Source organism: Neisseria sp. CCUG12390 (assembly GCF_047837985.1).
Classification (GTDB): Bacteria; Pseudomonadota; Gammaproteobacteria; order Burkholderiales; family Neisseriaceae; genus Neisseria.
Map to the genome: position 1 here is coordinate 1,851,793 of NZ_CP181244.1, position 20,808 is coordinate 1,872,600.

The window sequence follows — 20,808 nt, forward strand, 5'->3', positions numbered from 1 at the left end:
CGCTCAATCCTATGCTTTTCACGATTATGACAAACCGTTTGCTGAATTCAGGAAAATTTTGGCTGAAAACCGTATTTTTCGGCCTGCTGGCATTGTTTTTAATGTTTGTCGGCCTGTATGCTTCGGTTTACCATTTTCTCAGCAACGACCGCATCCGCCAATTCGCCCAAGAAGGTTTGGGGCAAACCGGACGCAGCATCCGTTTCGATAAAAGCGTCGCGCGCAACCTGTTTCCACGTCCGACCGTTACATTAAAAAATCTGATTGTCAGCCAACCCCAAAACACCGCCACAGCCATCCATATCAAAGAAATGCGCATCGGCATCAGCTGGCAAAGCCTGTGGACAGACAAACCGGTTATCGAAAAATGGGTGGTTTCCGGTGCCAATGCCGTTTTGCAGCGCACAAGCGGCGGCAAATGGAACCTGCAGGATATTTGGCAGCAAAGCGGCAAAGCCGGCCTCAACCGACTGATTATCGAAAACAGCACGCTTAGGCTGCGCCTGGCTGACGGCGAATACCGCATTGAACAATTCGGCCTGAATGCCAAAGCACCTGATTCGGGCGTGCGCGAATTCAGCGTGTACGGCCGTTTCAACCATGGCAGTATGCCCGTTTCCTGGCAGGGTTCGGGTTTATTGGAAACGGCGGCTGGCGGCTGGAAAATTCCGAAATTCCATTTAGCCGCCGAAGGCCGTCTGAATGATGAAACGATTAAGCTCGAAGCCGACAGCGCACTGGTTTGGCAGGCTCAGGAAAGCCTGCTGCGTGCGGACAATCTGGCTTTACGCGCTGACGGTTCCTACCGTGATTTCCACCTGAGCGCGCAAGTGCCGCGAATGACGTTCCGCCATGATCGTGTATCCGTCGATACGCTCAGCGGCGCGTTTACCGCCGGCAATGATGCCGCCCAATGGAGCGGCTCTTTGAAGCTGAATCAGACCGAACTCTCCGGCAGCCGCGCATCTTTAGACGGTTTCAGGCTGAATGCCAATCATAGAAACGGTTCGTTACAGACCAGTCTTTCGGTTGCAGGCCCTGTGGTCTGGCAAAAAGCCAACGGCCTGAAGTCCGATGCCGTCCACATCACCAGCATACAGAACACGGTCAACCTTGCGCCGCGCCCGCGCTACATCAGTTTATTAAACGGCAGCTTCCACATGACCGGTTGGCAGCATTGGCAAGGCAGGTTTACCGGCTATTTCGACCGAGAGCCTGCTGCGCTGACCGTCAAATACACCCGTCAGGCCGACCGGCCGCCCCTGCTGGAAGCCGGCCTTGCCTTGCAAAAGCTCTCCCTTGCCCCCTACTGGGAAGATTTGGAAGCGCAATCGGGCAATATTTACCCCGAGTTTCTCAATGACGACAGCCTGCCCGACATCGAAGCGCAGGTTAAAATCGGCAATATGGGTTTCCCGGGGCTGCAACTAGATAACGTCGAAACGCTGATTTCAGCCAACCGCCAGCGCATCGCATTCAGCAATTTCAAGGCCGGCTTATACGGCGGCCGCACGGAAGGCGGCATCAGCATGGCGAACACGATACCGGTTTCCTACCATTTGCAGCAAAACGCGCAAGGCGTGCAAATCCGCCCCTTGCTGCAGGATTTGTTCGGTTTTCACAGCTTCAGCGGCACGGGCGATGCGGTAATCGACCTGACCTCCAAAGGCCAAGACCGCCGCAGCCTGCTGCAGCTTTTGGACGGCACGCTCAGCCTGAACGTTTCAGACGGCGCATGGCACGGCATCGACATGAACAATATCCTGCAAAGCGGCAGCATCAAAAAAGATGCGGAAAACCATCTGCAAACGCCGTTCCACCGCTTTTCGCTCAACAGCGTGATTGAAAAAGGCATCAGCCGCCATATCGACAGCGAATTATTGTCCGACAGCATACGCGTCGTCAGCAGCGGTTTCACCGATTTGGAAAAACAGGAATTATCGGAAGAACTCTTGATTTACAACGCTCGCAATCCCGATTCGCGCCCTGTTCCGCTGCAAATCAAAGGCTCGGTGCACAATCCTTCGATTACCTTGGATTATGCACAACTGACCGACGGTCTGGAAACGCCGCAAGAAAAACAGAAAGCCTTGGAAAACACCTTGCGCGAACAATGGAACTGGCTGATTCCGAAGCGGAAATAAAATCAAGGCCGTCTGAAACGGATTTTTTCAGACGGCCTGACTGCATACATTCCGATTCCGACATGCAGTTAACCGTATTATAATGAAACGACTTTAACCGACCGACAGGCCGTCTGAAACGGCTTCCATACTCATGAATCCATTCCGCCTGACCTTATGGGGCATTACGGCCATGTCCGCCGCCGCCGCGTGCGGTTCGTTTATTTTGCAATACGTCGTCGGCATGAACCCCTGCGTGTTGTGCATCCTTCAGCGTCTGATGGTTTTGGCCGTCGGCATTGTTGCTTTGCTGACCGCGCTCAACCGCCAGACTTCCCCCGCCGCACGCACCGTCAGCGCATTATTTATCAGCATTCCCGCACTTTACGGCATGGGTGTGGCCGCCTATCAAATCTGGATTCAGAGCCTGCCTCCCGGCACAGCCCCTGCCTGCGGCGCACCGTGGACTTTCCGCTTGCGCGACTGGCCGCTGTTCGATTTATACGAACCCATCGTGCGCGGCTTCGGCAATTGCGCCGAAGCGGATTATGTGTTCGGCGTCGCGCTGCCCGTATGGAGCGTTCTGTATTTCGGTTTCGTTGTGCTGCTGGTATGGGCAATGTGGCTTAAAACCCGCCGCATATAGTTAGCAGCTTTCATTACCATATCGGCAAAGCCGATCCCGACAGGGCAGCCAAAGCGGCAGTGAGTGAAGTCTATCGCCGACACAAAGGCCGCTACGGCCATCGGCGGACTGGCGCCGTATTGTCGTGGAACAAAAAGAAAGTACAGCGCATTATGAAACTATTGGGTTTGAAAGCCAAAGTGCGCAGTAAAAAAGCCTACCGTCCACCGGCTATGGGAGAAACATCGGCAAACCTGCTCAACCGGGAATTTACTGCCGATAAGGCGGGAGACAAATGGCTGACGGATGTGACTGAGTTCAAATGTACCGACGGTAAGTTGTACTTATCGCCGATATTGGATGTGTTCAACCGCGAGATTGTGGCTTATGCGGTCAGCAGAAAGCCGGACAGCAAGATGGTCATGCAGATGTTGGATAAGGCATTCGGCCGTCTGAAAGGGCAAACGCCGCTGCTGCATTCCGACCAGGGTGTACTTTACCGAACTGAGGCTTATCGGATAAAACCGGCTGAGAAAGGGATTGTGCAGAGTATGTCGCGCAAAGGCAATTGCTGGGACAATACGCCGATGGAAAGTTTTTTCGGTACATTAAAAGAAGAGAGCTTCTATCAGGAAGGGGCGTTATCGGTGGCAGAATTGACCCAAGTGATAGATGATTACATACATTACTACAATCATGAGCGTATCAGTTTGAATTTAAAAAAGCTGAGTCCTGTGGCTTACAGAACCCAGCTTGAGCAGGCTGTTTGAGAAAGATTTTTAACTTGTCCAAGAATTGGGGGACAGTTCAAATTCAGACGGCCTTTATGCCAATTATTTTATTCAATCTCAAAACCGTCTTGATCCCAATGAGTCCTTTTAACCAGGCGGTCATTCTGATAAACGGATTCCGATTTTTTTGAACCATCTTCATACCAGTCTAAGACAATACCGTTTCGGCGGCCATTGATGAAAGACATTTCAGTCAGCAATCTTCCATCTTCATCCCAACTGATGATTTCCGTCGGTTCGTCATTGACCATCATCATTTGGGTTTTCGGGCTACCATCGGCATACCATTGCTTCCAGTGTCCATTAGCCTTGTCATCCTTGAACTGGATTTCGCTTTCTTTATTACCATTGCGGTAATAGCGTGCACCGGTACCGTTGCTCAGGCCGTTTGAATAAGGCATTACCGCTGACTTTCTACCGTTAGGATACCAATTTATCCAATCACCGTTAGGCTTGCCGCTGCGATAGCTTCCGACCATTTTTTTTTGACCGTTGAAATGCCACAAAGTCAGCGTACCGTTATCCAAAACCGGTACGAATATTTTAATTTGATCGGTTTTTACCTGATACGGATCGGAATATTTCTTCATCGACGGATAGTAAAAATCTTGAACCTGAGCCAAGCCCGCATTCACTTTATATTGTCGGACATAGGCCACGGAAGACATAGTCGCCGTTATCTTACCTTGCTGATTAAAATACACGGAATGGGTTTGCTGTGCCCAAGCTGCTGCAGATACTGCTGATATTGCCGCTGCTGTAAAGCCCATTGTCAAAAACCGGTTCATTTTCATTATCCATAAAGAAAGCCCGTTACCATTGTAACAAGCCTTCAGATTTCATTTATATTCCTGTATTCCTACCGGAGGGAGAAAGGGTATCCTTTTCTTGATTTAATTATTATAAAACAAAGCAACTAAATTTGCTAAGTACATTGTTTTATGTTTGTGATTTAAATAATCTACAACTGCATTGCCAATTCATTTTATATATAATCGAAATTATAAAGCAGGAGAAATATGATTTATGAAATTAAAATTTCAGAGCTTTTGCTGCATAACACCTATACAGTTATTTAGAATAGAAATAAGGAAAATGACAGCGAGCACCGCGTACACCCGGTACATCAGGGAGCCGGCAATGCTATTTTTATTTTAAACGACTATATCAAAAAACCGCTCTGTTTTTACAGAGCGGTTCATTCAAGCCGAACTTTTCAGACGGCCTATTTATTCAACTCATTGGCCAGATACAGCCAAGTTTCAATGACAGTATCCGGGTTCAGCGATACGCTTTCGATGCCTTCTTCCACCAGCCATTTTGCAAAATCAGGATGATCCGACGGTCCCTGACCGCAAATGCCGACATATTTGTTTTGCTTGCGACAGGCAGAAATCGCCAAGTGCAACATTACTTTTACGGCAGGGTTGCGTTCGTCGAATGTCGCGGCAATCGGACCGCCGCTGTCGCGGTCAACACCCAAAGTCAATTGGGTCATGTCGTTGGAACCGATAGAGAAGCCATCGAAGTATTGCAGGAACTGTTCCGCCAGCAATGCGTTGCTCGGCACTTCGCACATCATAATCAGACGCAGGCCGTTTTTGCCGCGTTCCAGGCCGTTTTCTTTGAGGGCTTTGATGACGGCTTCCGCTTCGCTCAAAGTACGGACAAACGGAATCATGATTTCGACGTTGGTCAAACCCATGTCATCGCGTACGCGTTTGAGGGCTTTACATTCCAGCGCGAAACATTCGGCAAAGTCTTCCGATACATAGCGGGCGGCACCACGGAAACCCAACATCGGGTTTTCTTCGTGCGGCTCGTATTTCGTACCGCCAACCAAACCGGCATATTCGTTGGATTTGAAGTCGGACATGCGCACAATGGTTTTACGCGGATAAACCGAAGCGGCCAATGTCGCCACGCCTTCGGCAATTTTATCAACGTAGAAATCCACCGGAGAAGCATAACCGGCAATACGGCGGCTGATTTCGGCTTTCAGTTCGTCATCTTGGCTGTCAAATTCCAGCAAGGCTTTCGGATGGATACCGATTTGTCGGTTGATGATAAATTCCATCCGTGCCAAGCCGATACCTTCGCTCGGCAGATTAGCGAAGCTGAACGCCAATTCAGGATTACCGACGTTCATCATCACTTTGACCGGAGCTTTCGGCATATTGTCCAAAGCGACATCGGTCACGTTCACATCCAGTAAACCGGCATAAATCAGACCGGTATCACCCTCAGCGCAGGAAACAGTTACTTCTTGGCCGTCTGAAAGCAATTCGGTGGCATTGCCGCAACCTACAACAGCAGGGATACCTAACTCACGCGCAATGATGGCAGCATGACAGGTACGACCTCCGCGGTTGGTAACGATGGCGGAAGCACGTTTCATCACCGGCTCCCAATCCGGGTCGGTCATATCGGTTACCAATACATCGCCGGCTTCCACGCTTTCCATTTGCGAAGCGTCTTTCACCAAGCGCACCTTGCCTTGGCCGACTTTTTGACCGATGGCACGGCCTTCGCACAATACGGTTTTTTCACCGCTGATGGCATAGCGGCGCAGGCTGCGCGTGCTGTCTTCTTGTGATTTAACGGTTTCCGGGCGGGCTTGCAGAATATACAGTTTGCCGTCGATACCGTCGCGACCCCATTCGATATCCATGGGACGGCCGTAGTGTTTTTCGATGGTCAGAGCGTAATGCGCCAATTCGGTCACTTCTTCATCGGTAATCGAGAAGCGGTTGCGGTCTTCTTCCGGCACATCGATGTTGGTTACGGATTTACCGGCTTCGGCTTTATCGGTAAAAATCATTTTGATTTGCTTGGAGCCCATGGTTTTACGCAAAATTGCCGGTTTGCCCTGTTTCAGGGTCGGCTTGAAGACGTAAAATTCGTCAGGGTTGACCGCACCTTGTACCACGTTTTCGCCAAGGCCGTATGAAGAGGTAACGAACACCACTTGATCGTAGCCTGATTCCGTGTCGATACTGAACATTACGCCTGAAGAACCGCTGTCCGAACGCACCATACGCTGTACGCCGGCCGACAATGCCACGATATCGTGTTCAAAGCCTTTGTGAACACGGTAGGAAATGGCGCGGTCGTTATACAGAGAAGCGAATACATGGTGCATGGCTTCTTTGACATTTTCCAAACCATTGATATTCAGGAAAGTTTCCTGCTGGCCGGCAAACGAGGCATCAGGCAGGTCTTCGGCGGTAGCAGACGAGCGCACGGCTACGGAAATATCGGCGGTACCGGCATCGGCCACCATTTTGTTCCATGCTTCTTCAATTTCCGCATTTAATTGTTCGGGGAACGGCGTGTCCAAAATCCATTGGCGGATTTCTTTGCCCACGCGCGCCAGTTCCGCTACATCTTCAACATCGAGCTTGGCCAATGCAGCAGAGATACGCTCGCTTAAGCCTTCGTGTGCCAAAAACGCACGGTACGCATCGGCAGTCGTTGCAAAACCGCCCGGTACGCGCACGCCTTTTTCAGTCAGCTGACTGATCATTTCGCCCAAAGAAGCATTTTTACCGCCCACGCTTTCGACATCGGTCATGCGTAGGTTTTCAAACCAAATCACGTAGTTTGCTGCCATTTTTCATCCAGTTCGTATGTGTTAAAAAAGAAATGAATCTGCTTGTTTATTCTAAGACATTAGAACCGTCCCTGTCATGTGTTTTATGTGGTCGGAACCGCTCAGGCCGTCTGAAAAATTGCGGTTTGCAGCCATGTAGTGGATTGAAATCTACTTTGCAGAACTTAGCCGTACTGCTTTACATCCTTGTAAAATATAGGCTTTAAAATAAATTAATGAAATTCATACGGCCTTTTAAATCGAACAAATTAGCAGAAAATTTCAAAGAACTGTTTTTTTATTTAAAAAAATTGGTATTTTTGATTTATTTAATTTTGTTGTAATTCGATGTAGCTCGAAGCAGTCTGCTTTATCCGGACGATTTCTCTTGTTATGATAGTAAAGATTAGTCCTGCATTTTGAGAAAGAGAAACTTTATGTCCAAGCCCCGCCATATCTTTTATATCTCCGACCGCACCGGCCTGACCGCCGAAAACATCGGCGAAGCCTTGCTCAACCAGTTCGGTCATTTGGAGTTCAAACGCTACACCTTCCCTTTCATCAATACTGTTGAAAAAGCGCAGGAAGTGATTGCCAAAGTCAACGCCAATGCCGAGGCCAACGGCGAGCGGCCGATTGCGTTCGTCAGCGTGGTAAACGACGAAATCCGCAATCTGATTAAAACGGCCAATGCCTACCAAATCAATTTCTTTGAAACCTTTTTGGGCGCGTTGTCTAAAGAACTGAACGCCGAAGCTACGCAAGCCGCTCAAGGCCACCACAGTATCGGCAATACCCAGCGCTATGATGCGCGCATGGAAGCGGTAAATTTCTCACTGAACCATGATGACGGTGTCAGCGACAAAAACCTACAGGAGGCCGATGTGATTCTGATGGGGGTATCCCGCTCAGGTAAAACACCGACCTGCTTATACCTGGCCCTGCAATACGGTATCCGTGCGGCAAACTATCCGCTGATCCCTGATGATTTGGAATCGACTGATTTGCCGCGTATGGTTAAGCCCTATAAAGATAAATTGTTCGGCCTGACCATCCAGCCGGAACGCTTGCAAGCCATCCGCCAAGAACGCCGTCCTAACTCAATTTATGCGCAACTCAACACCTGCCGTAGTGAAGTGGCTGATGCACAAGCGATGTTCAAGCGTCACGGCATCCCTTATACCAATACTACTGACAAGTCAGTAGAGGAATTGGCAGTATATATTTTGCAGGCTTGCCAATTGAAACGACGTTTCTGAATTTGTAGAAAATCAGATTTTAAGGAGGTTTTGCCCTCCTCCCTAATTTTGGGATACACAAAAATACAAAAAGCACTTTCTATGAGAAAGTGCTTTTTGCTTTAAAGTCAATAACGAATAAGAGGATCACAGACTTGCTTGTCGGATAGCCTTATCTTCCGAAAATTTAATTTCTTTAACGACGCTGAAGTCTTTAGCAATACCATTAATCAAAACAGGTTTCATGGTTTGGGATTCCATCCATTGAATGGCGCTTTCGTCAATACTGATCGAACCGCTGCTGCGTACTACTCGGACACTGTGAACGTCACCGTCTGCATTAATGGTAAAACTCATGGCCACATTACCGGTAATCGGTACATGTGCTTCAGAAGCTTTTTGATAGAATGAGACATTCGATGCCAGAGCAAATTGGGAACCTGCCATCATGGTTAAGGTAGTCAAAGCAGTTGTCAGGACACGGCGGATATTCATGATATTTTCCTTGTGAGTTTAATACGTTTGTCGTAATTTTGTTAATGTGTTATTCGCGGTTGAAGACGAATTTGTTATTTTGGAATACGTTGTATTCCCTGTTACTGAGATGCATTTTGCATTTTTTGTTTGTAAATTTCAAGAGATAAATGAACCAAAAACAAGATAAACGGTTTTTATTTTGTTAGCTTTTACTCTAATTGTTTGCATTTTATGAGAAAAGCACTAACTGTTCCGTTGTAAATTAAATCAGGATAATTTTAAATAAATAATTATAAATCATATAGTTAAATATGGCATAAAGAAGGATGTTGAATTAAGGAAGAAGGATAATTTTTGAGAAATCATTGTAGATTTTATAAAAATACCGTTAATCTTGATTTTAGCCCGATTATATTTTTTGTTGTTTTTTCGTTGCACGTGTATAAGCGTGATTGCAAGGAGATTTGAAATTGGTAAAAAATGCTGATTTTGAATCTTATGGCAATAAGATATTAAGAGATAGGTGTGGTAGGAATAAAAAATAAGCGAATTGGTGTAGAATGCTTGGGTAATATTTGAGATGTGTTTCAAGAGGCTTCATGGCTTTTAGCGAATTATGCCTCCATATAATATAGAAATGCTTAGGTGATTATTTTGTCGCTATAGAAAATACTCTGCTGAATATGTATTTAGGAAACAGTTATGAAAACTTTAAAATTCACAAAAATGCATGGTTTAGGCAATGATTTTGTAGTCATTAACGGGATTGATCAAGAATTCGATCCGAAAGAGGCTTCGTTATCGAAATGGGCTGACCGTTTCCGCGGAGTAGGGTTTGACCAACTTTTAGTAGTAGAGAAGCCATCATCTGAGACGGTAGATTTCCGTTACCGCATCTTTAATGCCGATGGCAGCGAAGTGGAGCAATGTGGCAACGGTGCGCGTTGCTTTGTGCGCTTTGTAGTGGATAAAGGCTTGACTGATAAAAAAGAAATTCTAGTCGAAACGGCAAGTGGCGTAATTATTCCCAAACTATTGGATAATGGTTTGGTGACGGTAAATATGGGCAAACCGAAATTTATGCCGTCTGAAATTCCGTTTGTGTCTATGGGTGAAGAAACGGATGATGCGTTGACACATATCGTTTTGGTCGGTTTGGAATCCATTCCGGTAAGTTGTGTCAATATGGGTAATCCGCATGCTGTCATTGTAGTTGAGGACACGGAAAATGCTCCTGTCGGACTGTGGGGAGAAGCCATCGAATCTCATCATCAATTTCCTGAGCGGGTAAATGTCGGATTTATGCAGATTATCGATCGGCAGTCTATCCGGTTGCGCGTATATGAACGTGGCGCAGGGGAAACTCAGGCTTGCGGTACGGGTGCCTGTGCGGCAGTTGTAGCCGGTGTCCGCTTAGGTTTGCTCGACAGCGGTATTCCGGTAAAAGTGAGCTTGCCGGGCGGCGATTTATTTATCAGTTGGCAGGCAGAGGATGACGTTCTAATGACCGGCCCTGCCGAAACGGTCTTTGAAGGTGAGTTGCAGTATTAAGATGATATTTCATTTTGATTTATGGGCTGCCGTGATTTATGCCGTAGTGTTCTTATGGCTGATATTCAAAGCAGAGAAGTTTCAATGGTTTTGGGCCACGGTTATTTTGTGGCTTGCCACTGGATTCCTAGGTGCGCAGATTACGCCCGGAATGTGGGGGATTACTCATATGGGCTCCCTGTTTATCCCTCATTTTTATTTGACTTTGGGCAGCATATTTTTCTTTCTTGATCACTGGAAAAAAACATCAGATGGCCGGTTTTGGCAGACGGATGAAGCATACCCAATATTGGGTTTGTTTGCGGTCAGCAATGTAGTGATGACGTCAGTATTTGTTTTGCTGACAGGGATGGTTTGGTATCATTATCCAAATGGCGCATCGGTTTTTGCTGCTCCTGCGCTGTTAACTTTTTATGCGCTAAAACCCGGTTATTGGTTTATGCTGCAACTTGTTTTGATGGCAGTATTTTATTTGCACCGTGTCAAAATTATGAAACAACCTGCCGACTTGTTTAGCAGTCGACAGTTGCAGGGGGCGTATTTTATGATGTTGATTGTTCAGGTAACGGTGATTCTCGCAATCATCTTAGAAGGTCGTTTTTAAACGAAAAGTTATAAAGTAAGAAACATTTGATATTGGTTTTTCAGACGGCCTAGGCTTAATATAGAAACCATATCAGCTTTAATTCAGGAGTAAAATATGAAAATTGCAAACAGTATTACCGAATTAATCGGCAACACCCCCCTGGTAAAGTTAAACCGGCTGACCGAGGGTCTGAAAGCTGAAGTTGCGGTGAAGTTGGAGTTCTTCAATCCAGGCAGTAGCGTGAAAGACCGTATAGCAGAAGCGATGATTGAAGATGCCGAGAAAAGCGGTAAAATCAATAAGGATACTGTAATTGTCGAGGCAACCAGCGGAAATACCGGTATCGGTTTGGCGATGGTATGTGCTGCTCGCGGTTATAAATTGGCCATTACCATGCCGGAAAGTATGAGTAAAGAACGCAGAATGCTGCTGCGTGCTTTTGGTGCCGAGTTAATTTTAACTCCCGCGGCAGAAGGTATGGGCGGCGCCATTGCCAAAGCTCAGTCTTTGGTTGATGAACATCCGGGCACTTATTTCATGCCGCGTCAGTTTGATAATGAAGCGAATCCTAAAATCCATCGAGAAACCACTGCCGAAGAAATTTGGCGCGATACTGATGGTAAAGTCGATATTTTCGTGGCCGGTGTCGGTACGGGAGGAACGGTTACCGGAGTGGGCGAAGTGTTGAAAGAGCGTAATTCCAATGTGAAAATCGTGGCTGTCGAGCCTGAAGCATCTCCGGTCTTGAGTGGCGGAGAGAAAGGACCGCATCCGATTCAAGGTATTGGTGCCGGCTTTGTGCCAAGCGTCCTAAATACGACGATTTACGATGAAATCATCAAAGTACCAAATGATGCAGCATTTGAAACTGCACGCGCCATGGCCGAAAAAGAAGGTATTTTGGTTGGTATTTCTTCCGGGGCTGCTGTTTGGAGTGCTTTGCAATTAGCCAAAAAAACAGAAAATGAAGGAAAATTAATTGTCGTACTGATTCCTTCTTATGGCGAACGCTATCTTTCTACGCCGTTGTTTGCTGACTTGGCATAATATTCTGTATTTCAACAAAGGCTGTTTCAGACGGCCTTTGTTGTCTTTTTAGTTTTTCAATTGGACGGCTTAACCGAAATATGTTGTAATTGAGCAAACCAAATAAGCCATCAGTACTAGCATCATTTTGACTATTCGACGAAGCTGATTATAATGATTGCCATGAAAAAACATATTCCTCTTTTATTTGTAGCGGCGGCACTTACCGGTTGTCAATCTATCTATTTACCAACTTTAAAAGAAGTGCCTGTCCGCCCGACTAATACCAAAGTTCAGGAAAAACCGTCAGCAGGCTTCCGTTTGGCATCCGGCCATTGGTCGGATGTTTCCAAAATTCGGGACGAAGCTACACGTTTAAGCTATCAGGTCAGTCAGGGTAAAATGACCAAAGTTCAAGCCGCACAATACTTAAACCGTTATCGGATCCAATTGGTTGGTCGCAATTCCGTTGATGACAGCATGTACGAGGTCTATTTACGTTCGGCAGTTGACAGTCAACGGGGGGAAATTACTACCCAACAATCCAAGCTGTATATCCAAAATGCCCTACGTGGCTGGCAGCAACGCTGGAAGAGTATGAACAGCAAACCGACAAATCCTGCATTTACCAACTTCCTGATGGAAGTAATGAACATGGCTCCGTTACAATAATTCTGATTGACAAAAAAGCCGTCTGAATTTTCAGACGGCTTTTTTGTTGGCTGCAAAAAATGAACTTCCCCCAATCTTTGAGCAAGTTGATAATCTTTATCAAAAAACTGTTCAAACTGGGTTCTGTAAGAAATACGCTTATTTTCTACAGCACGCAGTTGGCTGTGCACTTGGTGAGTACGGCTTGGTATTTGAAGTCTGGTGTATATTTGGACATAAGAAAACTGCACCTTTCTCAGTTGGAGGAGTGTCCAACTTTTGGGGATACAGTTCATTTTTTTCAAACAGCCTTGTTTGATGGTAATTCCCTATCCTTGCCCAAGTAATTGTTCACGTGTCAATAAGAAAACGAAACCGTTACCCCCACTCGTTTCAAGCCATGTAAATGGTAACTCAGGGTATGCTGCCTCAAGCACCTCGCGGTTATGGCCAATTTCAACCAGCAATACGCCTCTTGGATTTAAGAATTTAGCCGCATGCAGAATGATTTGACAGGTCGCATCCAAACCATCCTCCCCGCTGCCTAGCGCCAATTCAGGCTCATGCAAATATTCGTCAGGCAATGTATCCACCGATTCGGCATCAACGTATGGCGGATTGGAAACAATTAAGTCATACGTACCATCCAAACCTTCAAACAAATCGGTATGAATCAAGCTGATTCTGTCTTCCAAACCATATTCTTCAACGTTAATAGCAGCCACTTCCAGGGCATCCAAACTTAAATCAACGGCATCGATTTCTGCGGCAGGATAATGATGTGCCATTTGAATCGCAAGGCAGCCGCTGCCTGTGCAAAGGTCGAGTGCACGGTTGACCAATTCAGGATATTCAATCCAGGGAGTGAGCGGTTCTCCCAATAATTCGTAAATAAAGGAACGGGGTACGATGACACGTTCGTCAACATAAAAATCAAAGTCCCCCTGCCAAGCCTGATTAGTAAGGTATGCCACGGGAAGACGTTCGGTGACACGGCGTTCGACTAAGGCCAATACTTCTTCTTTTTCGGTTTGTAAAAGCTTAGCATCCAGATAAGGATCAAGCATATCCAACGGCAAATTAAGCGTATGCAGAATCAGATAAGCAGCCTCATCATAAGCATTGTCTGAGCCGTGACCGAAAAAAAGTTCAGCATCGTTAAAGCGGCTGACTGCGAAGCGCAAAATATCACGGATAGTAGAGAGTTCTTTGGCTGCTTGAGTAAACATAAAGATTTGACCATAAAGATTGGTTAAAGAAAAATTATAACAGAAAAGGCCGTCTGAAAATTTAGCAGCCTGATTTTACTGTCTTGTGAACGCTAAACAAAAAATCTGAATCAATATAATATGCCCGCATATAATTCAATCAGCCATATAAGGCGGCGTCCAAAAACAAAAAACCTGAACATTTGTTCAGGTTTTTTTGAATTTGGCTCCCCGACCTGGGCTCGAACCAGGGACCTGCGGATTAACAGTCCGTCGCTCTACCGACTGAGCTATCGGGGAATGGAGTGCATTATAACGTCTGCAAAAAATGTGTCAACCCATACCAAACAATAAATTCTTAGCAGTGTTTCAAACAATTGAAAGCTAAGAAAATTTACTTTCAGTAAGAAATAACAGCCAGGCCGTCTGAAACTTAAGAAGAGTTTATGAAAAACAAATCCATGCAACCTTCTCAGTATCTTGCCTGTACCAGTTTACCGTTTTGAAATATTTGTTGTTGCATAATATTGCCATTGTAAGCATAAACAGTTAAAGAACCATTGGCAGGAGTTGCCCGAAATTGCATCAGCTGGCTACGGTTTATGGTATAAGGATCAGTACGCTTAATGCTGTTATCACTGTAAAAATCCTGAACTACATATTCATTGTTACGCTTACTGAGTAATTGACGATAGAAGCCACCCTTGACCATATTATTCGAAGGATTACCGTCTGCATCAAAGTAAGTTACGATTTGTTCGTCAACAATATTGACACCACCGCGATGAGCTTGGCTAGAATCCGGAGAAGTTTGCCTTCTATCCAAGCGGACAGGAATATTCACTGAAGTACCTAATCCGACATGGCGACCCAATGTGGTTCCAAGGCCTAATCCTACCGACATTCCCGGTGTACCGACACTGCATGCGCTCAGTCCTGCCACGACTAACCCGGCTGAAATGATGGTTTTCATAATCTTTTCCTTCACATATAAATCAATTGTTTATTTTAAAAAGTATATCTTTTTTCCGTTATGCTTGCCGTTAGTGTACGTAAAGCATTGCTATTTATATTCCACAGATATGTCACTAATTAAAATAAAAAGTTACCTCGAAACCTGATGGTCTTCTGGACATTCTAAGTTTTACCCACTTTCGAACTGTATTGAATCTAAAATTTCACCTGAATTTTCAGGCCGTCTGAAAATAAAACAAAAGCAGCTCAAGAACAAGCTGCTTTTGCTTTCAATACACCTAATAGTGCATTAATGATTTTTCGACGTAATATGCGGTTTCACTTCAGCATTATCTTCAGCCACTTCTTTGCCCGCTTTCTCCATCACTTCACGATACCAACGGGGATGATGCTTCTTTGCCCATTGCTGGGTAACCACGCCTTCTACCATCGCACGAACAGTACCTTTAACCCAAATCGCAGCATAAACGTGAACAATAATGCCTGCAATCAGCACCAATGCGGCACCGGCATGAAACAGTAAAGCCAAACGGATTACCGGAATCGGAAACATTTCGGCAAAATAAGGACGCCAGGCAATAACACCGGTAACCACCAACACGACCATACAGGCGGTCATCAGCCAAAACATACCTTTTTGGCCGCCATTATATTTGCCGACATCACCAACTTCATGACCTTTCAAAATAGTCTTAACTGATTTCATCCATTTTACATCTTCTTTATCGAAGAAATTAAATTTCCAATAACGGAAAAACTGGATAAAAAAACCGACAAACATCACGACACCGATAAAGGGGTGCAAAATTCGAGCCAATTGCGGTGTACCGAAAATACCTGTCAGCCAAAAAAAGGCCGGATAGAAGAAGGCCAAGCCAGAAACGGCCAGCAAAACAAAACATAGGGCAACAATCCAATGGTTGATGCGCTCGCTGCGTTTATAACGCTGAATTAACTTTGGTTTCATTATGCTTCCTCCTCACCGTTTAAGATTTTACCGTCTTTACCGATGACTTCGGGTTTATGTTCCTCCTCACGGTTCGGTCCTACTGTAATGTAGTGCATCCAACCGGTAACAGCTGCTGCGGCAATACCGAAAGTAGCCAAAGGCTTGAGCAGTCCCTTCCACAACTTCACAGTCGGACTGATAGCAGGCTTGTCGGGCAGTCCGCTATAAAGCGACGGTTTGTCGGCATGATGCAAAACATACATCACATGCGTACCGCCCACGGCTTCAGGGTCATACAGACCGGCATTTTGGTAACCGCGGTTGTTCAAGTCCTTAATACGTTCTTGTGCCACTGCCTTCATGTCTTCCTTGCTGCCGAACTGGATTGCTCCGGTCGGGCAGGTTTTCACGCAGGCCGGTTCTTGACCGACTGCCACGCGGTCGGAACACAAGGTGCATTTATACGCACGGTTGTCTTCTTTATTGATGCGCGGAATATTGAACGGACAACCTGCAATACAGTAACCGCAACCGATACAGTTTTCCTGATGGAAATCGACGATACCGTTTTCATATTGGATAATCGCACCAGGCGACGGACAAGCTTTCAGACAGCCCGGATCGGCACAGTGCATACAGCCGTCTTTACGAATCAGCCATTCCAATTTCCCGTTTTCTTCGGTTTCGCTGAAACGCATAACCGTCCAGCTTTTTGCTGTCAAATCGACCGGATTGTCGTACACACCGACGTTTTCACCGATGTCGTCACGGATGTCGTTCCATTCCGAACAGGCCACCTGACAGGCTTTACAGCCGATACAGGTGCTCACGTCGATTAATTTTGCCACTTCAATCGGCTTGCGTACCTGTGGTGGCGGTGTCACACCCGATGTTGCAGAGCGGCGTTTGATGTCTAATGATTGTAATGCCATTGTTCCGCTCCTTACGCTTTCTCAATATTGACCAAGAAGGTTTTGTATTCAGGAGTTTGTGTGTTGCAGTCGCCCACAAAAGGCGTCAGCGTATTCACAATATACTGTTTTTGTCCTGATACATTTTCCCAACCGCCGTGCAATGGGATGCCGATTTGATGAACCGTTTTACCGTTGATGGTTAATGGTTTCACACGTTTTGTAACGACGGCTTTGGCCTTGATATAGGCACGCTTGGAGCTGACTTTAACCCAATCGCCTTTTTGAATGCCTTTTTCTGCCGCTAACTCTTCACTGATTTCAATGAATTGTTCCGGCTGGGCAATCATCAGTAATTTCACCGATTTAGTCCAGAATTGGAAGTGTTCGGTCAGGCGGTAGGTAGTGCCGACATAAGGGAACTCTTCTGCTGTGCCGATACGGTCTTTTACGCTGTCAAACAAACGCATGGCAGGTGATTGAACCACTTTCGGATGCAGCGGATTGGTACCGATTGGTGACTCCAAAGGTTCATAATGCTCGGGGAACGGCCCATCGACCAACTTGCGCTGGCAGAACAAGCGGCCGACACCTTCTTCATTCATGATAAACGGATTCATACCGCTGCCCGGTGCTTCGTCGGCCTTAAAGTCAGCCACATCGGCACCTGTCCATTTTTTACCGTCCCATTCAATCAAAACGCGGTTCGGATCCCAAGGTTTGCCGCTCGGATCTAAGGATGCGCGGTTATACAGAATGCGGCGGTTGGCCGGCCATGCCCATGCCCAGCGCGGCGTATTGCCTAAACCGGTGTCGGTATTGTCGCGGCGATCCATCTGATTGCCGGCCTGCGTCCACGAACCTGAGAAAATCCAAGTCGCGCATTCGGTAGTACCGTCATCACGCAATTGCGAGAAACCATCAAGCAATTCGCCTTTCCGGCGGATAATGTTGCCGTCTTTATCTTTAATGTCCGCCAAAGCGTAGCCGTTTGATTCTTTGGCCATTTCCTCCGGCGTCGGTGCCAACGGATTTTTGTAGTGCCATGCCAGTTTGGTAACCGGCTCAGGGGCAGTCCCCCCCTCTTTTTCGTACATTTCTTTCAGCAAAACATGCAGCTCACCCAAAATATCCAAATCAGGTAAAGCTTCGCCCGGTGGGTTTTGACCCGGGTGGTGCCATTGCAGCCAGCGTGAAGAATTCACAATCGAGCCGGCTTCTTCAGCGAAGCAAGGGGTAGGCAAACGGAAGACTTCGGTCTGGATTTTAGACGGATCAACATCATGCGCTTCGCCGTGGTTTTCCCAGAAAGAAGCGGTTTCCGTTTTCAACGGATCCATTACCACCATATATTTCAACTTGGAAAATGCCTCAGTCACGCGGCTGGCATCAGGGAACGAACCTTGTGCATTAAAGCCCTGCACCAACAAGCCGTTCACTTGGCCTTGGTACATCAACTCAGTGAGCTGCAAAATGTCGTACATTTTGTCCCACTTCGGCAACCAGTCGTAGCCCCAGTTATTTTCTTTGGTGGCGTTTTCACCGTACATCCATTTCAGGAAGCTGACAAAGAATGCAGGCGTATTACTCCAATAATTCAATTGATTGGCTTGGAGTGCCTTAGGGGTTTGCTTGGCGATATAGTCTTGGAAGGTCGGATGGTTGTCTTCGTTCGGCAAAGCCAGGTAACCTGGCAACGAAGTCGACAGCAAACCCAAATCCGACAAGCCCTGAATATTCGAGTGGCCGCGCAATGCGTTTACACCGCCGCCGGACATACCGATATTGCCCAACAGCAGTTGAACCATCGCCATGGTGCGGATAATTTGCGAACCGTAAGTATGTTGCGTCCAACCCAAAGCATAAAGAATCGTACCCGCCTTATTCGGCGCAGACGTCTCACCCCATGCTTCGGCAACTTTCAAGAAATCTTCTTTACTGGTACCGCAAGTGGTCTCCATCATCTCCAACGTATAACGAGAGTAGTGTTTTTTCAGCATTTGGAAAACGCAACGCGGATCCTGCAAGGTCGGATCCGTTTTGGCGTGACCATTGGCATCCAGTTCATAAAACCATGACTCATTGTCGTAGTAATTTTTACGATTGCCGGTACGGCTGGCCACTTCAGGCTGCTGCTCTCCCTGCTTGGCTTCGGGCGCTTGGAACTCAGCCGCTCCCGAGAACAAACCCTCATTGAAATCAAAGCCTTCGGCAACGATAAAGCTGGCGTTGGTATAGGCTTTAACATACTCCCATTGGATTTTATCGTTTTCAATCAGCCAGTTGATTAATGCGCCCAAAAACGCAATGTCCGAACCCGAGCGTATCGGCGCGTAAAAATCCGCAACAGCTGCAGTGCGGTTGAAGCGCGGGTCAACGACAAATAATTTGGTTCCTTTTTTCTTTTTCGCTTCAATAACCCATTTGAAACCGACAGGATGCGCCTCGGCCGCATTTCCGCCCATCACCATAATGAAATCGGCATGTTGGATGTCCATAAACGTATTGGTCATCGCACCGCGGCCGAAGGTCGAAGCCAAGGCAGATACGGTCGGACCGTGGCATACGCGCGCCTGTGCATCGGTTGCGACAATGCCCAAAGAACGCATCCATTTTTGCGTCAGGATGCCGGTTTCATTGGAGGAGGCCGAAGCGGTGAGCATACCCAAAGTCGGCAGACGGTGAACCGGCACGCCGTTTTCATTGGTAACGATTAAGTTTTCATCACGTTCTTTTTTCAGATGGCGTGCAATGCGTGTCAACGCATCATGCCAAGAGATGCGTTTCCATTCGTTGGTAAACGGTTCGCGCACTTCCGGAAACAGCACACGGTTGGGACTGTGGACGAAATCCAGCAGACTCGCCCCCTTCGGACACAGCGAACCGCGGCTCACAGGATGATCTGGATCGCCTTCGATGTGAAAAATCACCTTTTTGGCATTTTTCGCACCGTCGCCCATGCTGTAGAGAATCGTGCCGCAGCCGACCGAGCAATAAGTGCAGTTATTGCGTGTTTCAGTAGCGCGCGAAAGTTTGTACTGGCGCACTTCTGCCCATGCGTTGGTCGGCATGATGCCCATAACCGCCAAACCCGATGCACCGGCACCCGCGGCGGTGACTTTAAAAAACTGCCGTCTTGATACATTCATGGTTGTGTTCCTGCTTGACTAGGAGGCCGCTTTCAGACGGCCTCTCAATATTTTTGTTTTTGTTATAATACTTTCAAACTAATGCTTTAGTATTATATTTCTACAAAATTAAATAACTGTAATGAATTGTAAGTCATTCGGCATTGATAGTCTAACTTTATTTTAAATTCATTTTAATTGATTTTTATTATTAATTTCAGAGTGAATTTGTCGGAATTAATTCCTTGGTCATGACTAAGGCCGTCTGAAAACGGTTTTTCAGACGGCCTTAACCGTATTTCCCAAACACAATACCGCTTCATTCAACGCCGTAAGCGGTTTGCATCCAGCCATTTTTCCAAATCTTCGGCACTCAATTTGCCGCCGTTGTCTTCCAAATCCAATTTATTCAGCTGGCGGCCTGCACCGTAAGCCGCCAATACAGGCGTACCGCTCAAACCGTATTGCTGCTTGAACGCACTCCAAGCGACTTTGTCCTGATGAAGGCGGTGTACGTTCACAAAATAAATTTTGTCGTACAGGCGGTATCGGGCAATATAGCGTTTGAACATCGGCTCGAACGCGTTGCAATCGCTGCAGCTCGGCCGACCGATATAGGCATAAAATTTATCGCCTTTCGCCACTTTGGCTTTGAAATTTTCCACGGTCAGGCTGTCAAGCTCAAAATACATATCGGAATAAGTGTCTTCCAAACGCTTGGTATTGGCCGCGGAAAGCTTTACCGCCGTCTGTGCCTCGGATAATTCGTTTTTCAGTTTGTCCAGCTCCTGATGGTGGCCGCATGCGCCCAACAGCAACACCGCGGCAAGCGAATAAACAACTGCTTTCATGGCATACTCCTCGTCCAAATAATGAATATTTTATTGAAATCAGTATAAACCCGTTAACCGGCAAAGATTGAAAATTCTGACGGTCGTTTGACCAAAAGCAACACGTTTCTTTTTTTCATAAAAATA

18 protein-coding genes and 1 tRNA gene are annotated in these 20,808 nt (G+C 46.6%); 9 read left to right on the forward strand and 10 right to left on the reverse strand.

Going from position 1 to position 20,808, the window contains the following annotated elements; all coding sequences use genetic code 11:
- Positions 1–26 precede the first annotated feature (26 nt).
- The 3 genes from ACM67E_RS08660 (at position 27) to ACM67E_RS08670 (ending at position 3,518) form a co-directional block, all read left to right on the forward strand.
- Positions 27–2,144 carry an AsmA family protein gene (locus ACM67E_RS08660; RefSeq protein WP_416191053.1) on the forward strand — a complete coding sequence of 706 codons (2,118 nt, stop codon included), beginning with the start codon at positions 27–29 and terminating at the stop codon, positions 2,142–2,144.
- Positions 2,145–2,277: 133 nt separating this feature from the next.
- Complete coding sequence (locus ACM67E_RS08665; RefSeq protein ID WP_416191054.1) at positions 2,278–2,769, forward strand: disulfide bond formation protein B; 492 nt, start codon at positions 2,278–2,280, stop codon at positions 2,767–2,769.
- Between the two features lie 20 nt (positions 2,770–2,789).
- The gene (locus ACM67E_RS08670; protein ID WP_416192763.1) at positions 2,790–3,518 is read left to right on the forward strand and encodes an IS3 family transposase; all 729 of its coding nucleotides are present in this window, start codon (positions 2,790–2,792) and stop codon (positions 3,516–3,518) included.
- Positions 3,519–3,586: 68 nt separating this feature from the next.
- On the opposite strand, the gene ACM67E_RS08675 is transcribed toward ACM67E_RS08670, so the two are convergent.
- Both ACM67E_RS08675 and ppsA read right to left on the reverse strand, forming a co-directional pair.
- On the reverse strand, positions 3,587–4,327 hold the full coding sequence (locus ACM67E_RS08675) for a toxin-antitoxin system YwqK family antitoxin (RefSeq protein ID WP_416191055.1): 741 nt from the start codon (positions 4,325–4,327) through the stop codon (positions 3,587–3,589).
- A 437-nt stretch (positions 4,328–4,764) separates the two neighbouring features.
- Positions 4,765–7,152, reverse strand: coding sequence for a phosphoenolpyruvate synthase (ppsA, locus tag ACM67E_RS08680; protein WP_416191056.1), 2,388 nt, complete (start codon positions 7,150–7,152; stop codon positions 4,765–4,767).
- 416 nt (positions 7,153–7,568) lie between these two features.
- Here ppsA and ACM67E_RS08685 point away from each other — a divergent pair, with 416 nt between their 5' ends.
- Entirely contained in the window at positions 7,569–8,390 is an 822-nt protein-coding gene (locus tag ACM67E_RS08685; RefSeq protein WP_416191057.1) for a pyruvate, water dikinase regulatory protein, read from the forward strand.
- 126 nt (positions 8,391–8,516) lie between these two features.
- Here the strand turns inward: ACM67E_RS08685 and ACM67E_RS08690 are convergent, their stop codons facing one another.
- A complete protein-coding gene (locus tag ACM67E_RS08690; RefSeq protein ID WP_416191058.1) occupies positions 8,517–8,864 on the reverse strand; it encodes a TonB family protein in 348 nt (115 codons plus the stop codon).
- 684 nt (positions 8,865–9,548) lie between these two features.
- Here ACM67E_RS08690 and dapF point away from each other — a divergent pair.
- The 5 genes from dapF (at position 9,549) to ACM67E_RS08715 (ending at position 12,979) form a co-directional block, all read left to right on the forward strand.
- Positions 9,549–10,397, forward strand: coding sequence for a diaminopimelate epimerase (dapF, locus tag ACM67E_RS08695; RefSeq protein WP_416191059.1), 849 nt, complete (start codon positions 9,549–9,551; stop codon positions 10,395–10,397).
- A 1-nt stretch (position 10,398) separates the two neighbouring features.
- Positions 10,399–11,001, forward strand: a complete 603-nt coding sequence (locus ACM67E_RS08700) for a hypothetical protein (RefSeq protein ID WP_416192764.1) — start codon at positions 10,399–10,401, stop codon at positions 10,999–11,001.
- 96 nt (positions 11,002–11,097) lie between these two features.
- Entirely contained in the window at positions 11,098–12,030 is a 933-nt protein-coding gene (gene cysK, locus ACM67E_RS08705) for a cysteine synthase A (RefSeq protein WP_416191060.1), read from the forward strand.
- Positions 12,031–12,183: 153 nt separating this feature from the next.
- Positions 12,184–12,681 (forward strand): prokaryotic membrane lipolipid attachment site family protein, encoded by a 498-nt coding sequence (locus ACM67E_RS08710; RefSeq protein WP_416191061.1) that lies wholly within the window; start codon positions 12,184–12,186, stop codon positions 12,679–12,681.
- A 46-nt stretch (positions 12,682–12,727) separates the two neighbouring features.
- On the forward strand, positions 12,728–12,979 hold the full coding sequence (locus ACM67E_RS08715; RefSeq protein WP_416191062.1) for a hypothetical protein: 252 nt from the start codon (positions 12,728–12,730) through the stop codon (positions 12,977–12,979).
- A gap of 10 nt (positions 12,980–12,989) precedes the next feature.
- On the opposite strand, the gene prmB is transcribed toward ACM67E_RS08715, so the two are convergent.
- From prmB to ACM67E_RS08750, 7 genes are all read right to left on the reverse strand, one after another.
- Entirely contained in the window at positions 12,990–13,889 is a 900-nt protein-coding gene (prmB, locus tag ACM67E_RS08720; RefSeq protein ID WP_416191063.1) for a 50S ribosomal protein L3 N(5)-glutamine methyltransferase, read from the reverse strand.
- A gap of 203 nt (positions 13,890–14,092) precedes the next feature.
- A tRNA-Asn gene (locus tag ACM67E_RS08725) sits at positions 14,093–14,168 on the reverse strand.
- A 172-nt stretch (positions 14,169–14,340) separates the two neighbouring features.
- Positions 14,341–14,841: a NemA protein gene (locus tag ACM67E_RS08730; RefSeq protein WP_416191064.1), complete on the reverse strand. Its 501-nt coding sequence runs from the start codon at positions 14,839–14,841 to the stop codon at positions 14,341–14,343.
- 291 nt (positions 14,842–15,132) lie between these two features.
- Positions 15,133–15,810 carry a formate dehydrogenase subunit gamma gene (locus ACM67E_RS08735; RefSeq protein ID WP_416191065.1) on the reverse strand — a complete coding sequence of 226 codons (678 nt, stop codon included), beginning with the start codon at positions 15,808–15,810 and terminating at the stop codon, positions 15,133–15,135.
- The gene (fdxH, locus tag ACM67E_RS08740) at positions 15,810–16,724 is read right to left on the reverse strand and encodes a formate dehydrogenase subunit beta (RefSeq protein ID WP_416191066.1); all 915 of its coding nucleotides are present in this window, start codon (positions 16,722–16,724) and stop codon (positions 15,810–15,812) included. The genes ACM67E_RS08735 and fdxH overlap by 1 nt, the downstream gene beginning before the upstream one ends.
- An 11-nt stretch (positions 16,725–16,735) precedes the next feature.
- Positions 16,736–19,852 carry a formate dehydrogenase-N subunit alpha gene (gene fdnG / locus ACM67E_RS08745; RefSeq protein ID WP_416191067.1) on the reverse strand — a complete coding sequence of 1,039 codons (3,117 nt, stop codon included), beginning with the start codon at positions 19,850–19,852 and terminating at the stop codon, positions 16,736–16,738.
- Between the two features lie 302 nt (positions 19,853–20,154).
- Positions 20,155–20,682, reverse strand: coding sequence for a thioredoxin family protein (locus ACM67E_RS08750; protein WP_416191068.1), 528 nt, complete (start codon positions 20,680–20,682; stop codon positions 20,155–20,157).
- Positions 20,683–20,808 lie beyond the last annotated feature (126 nt).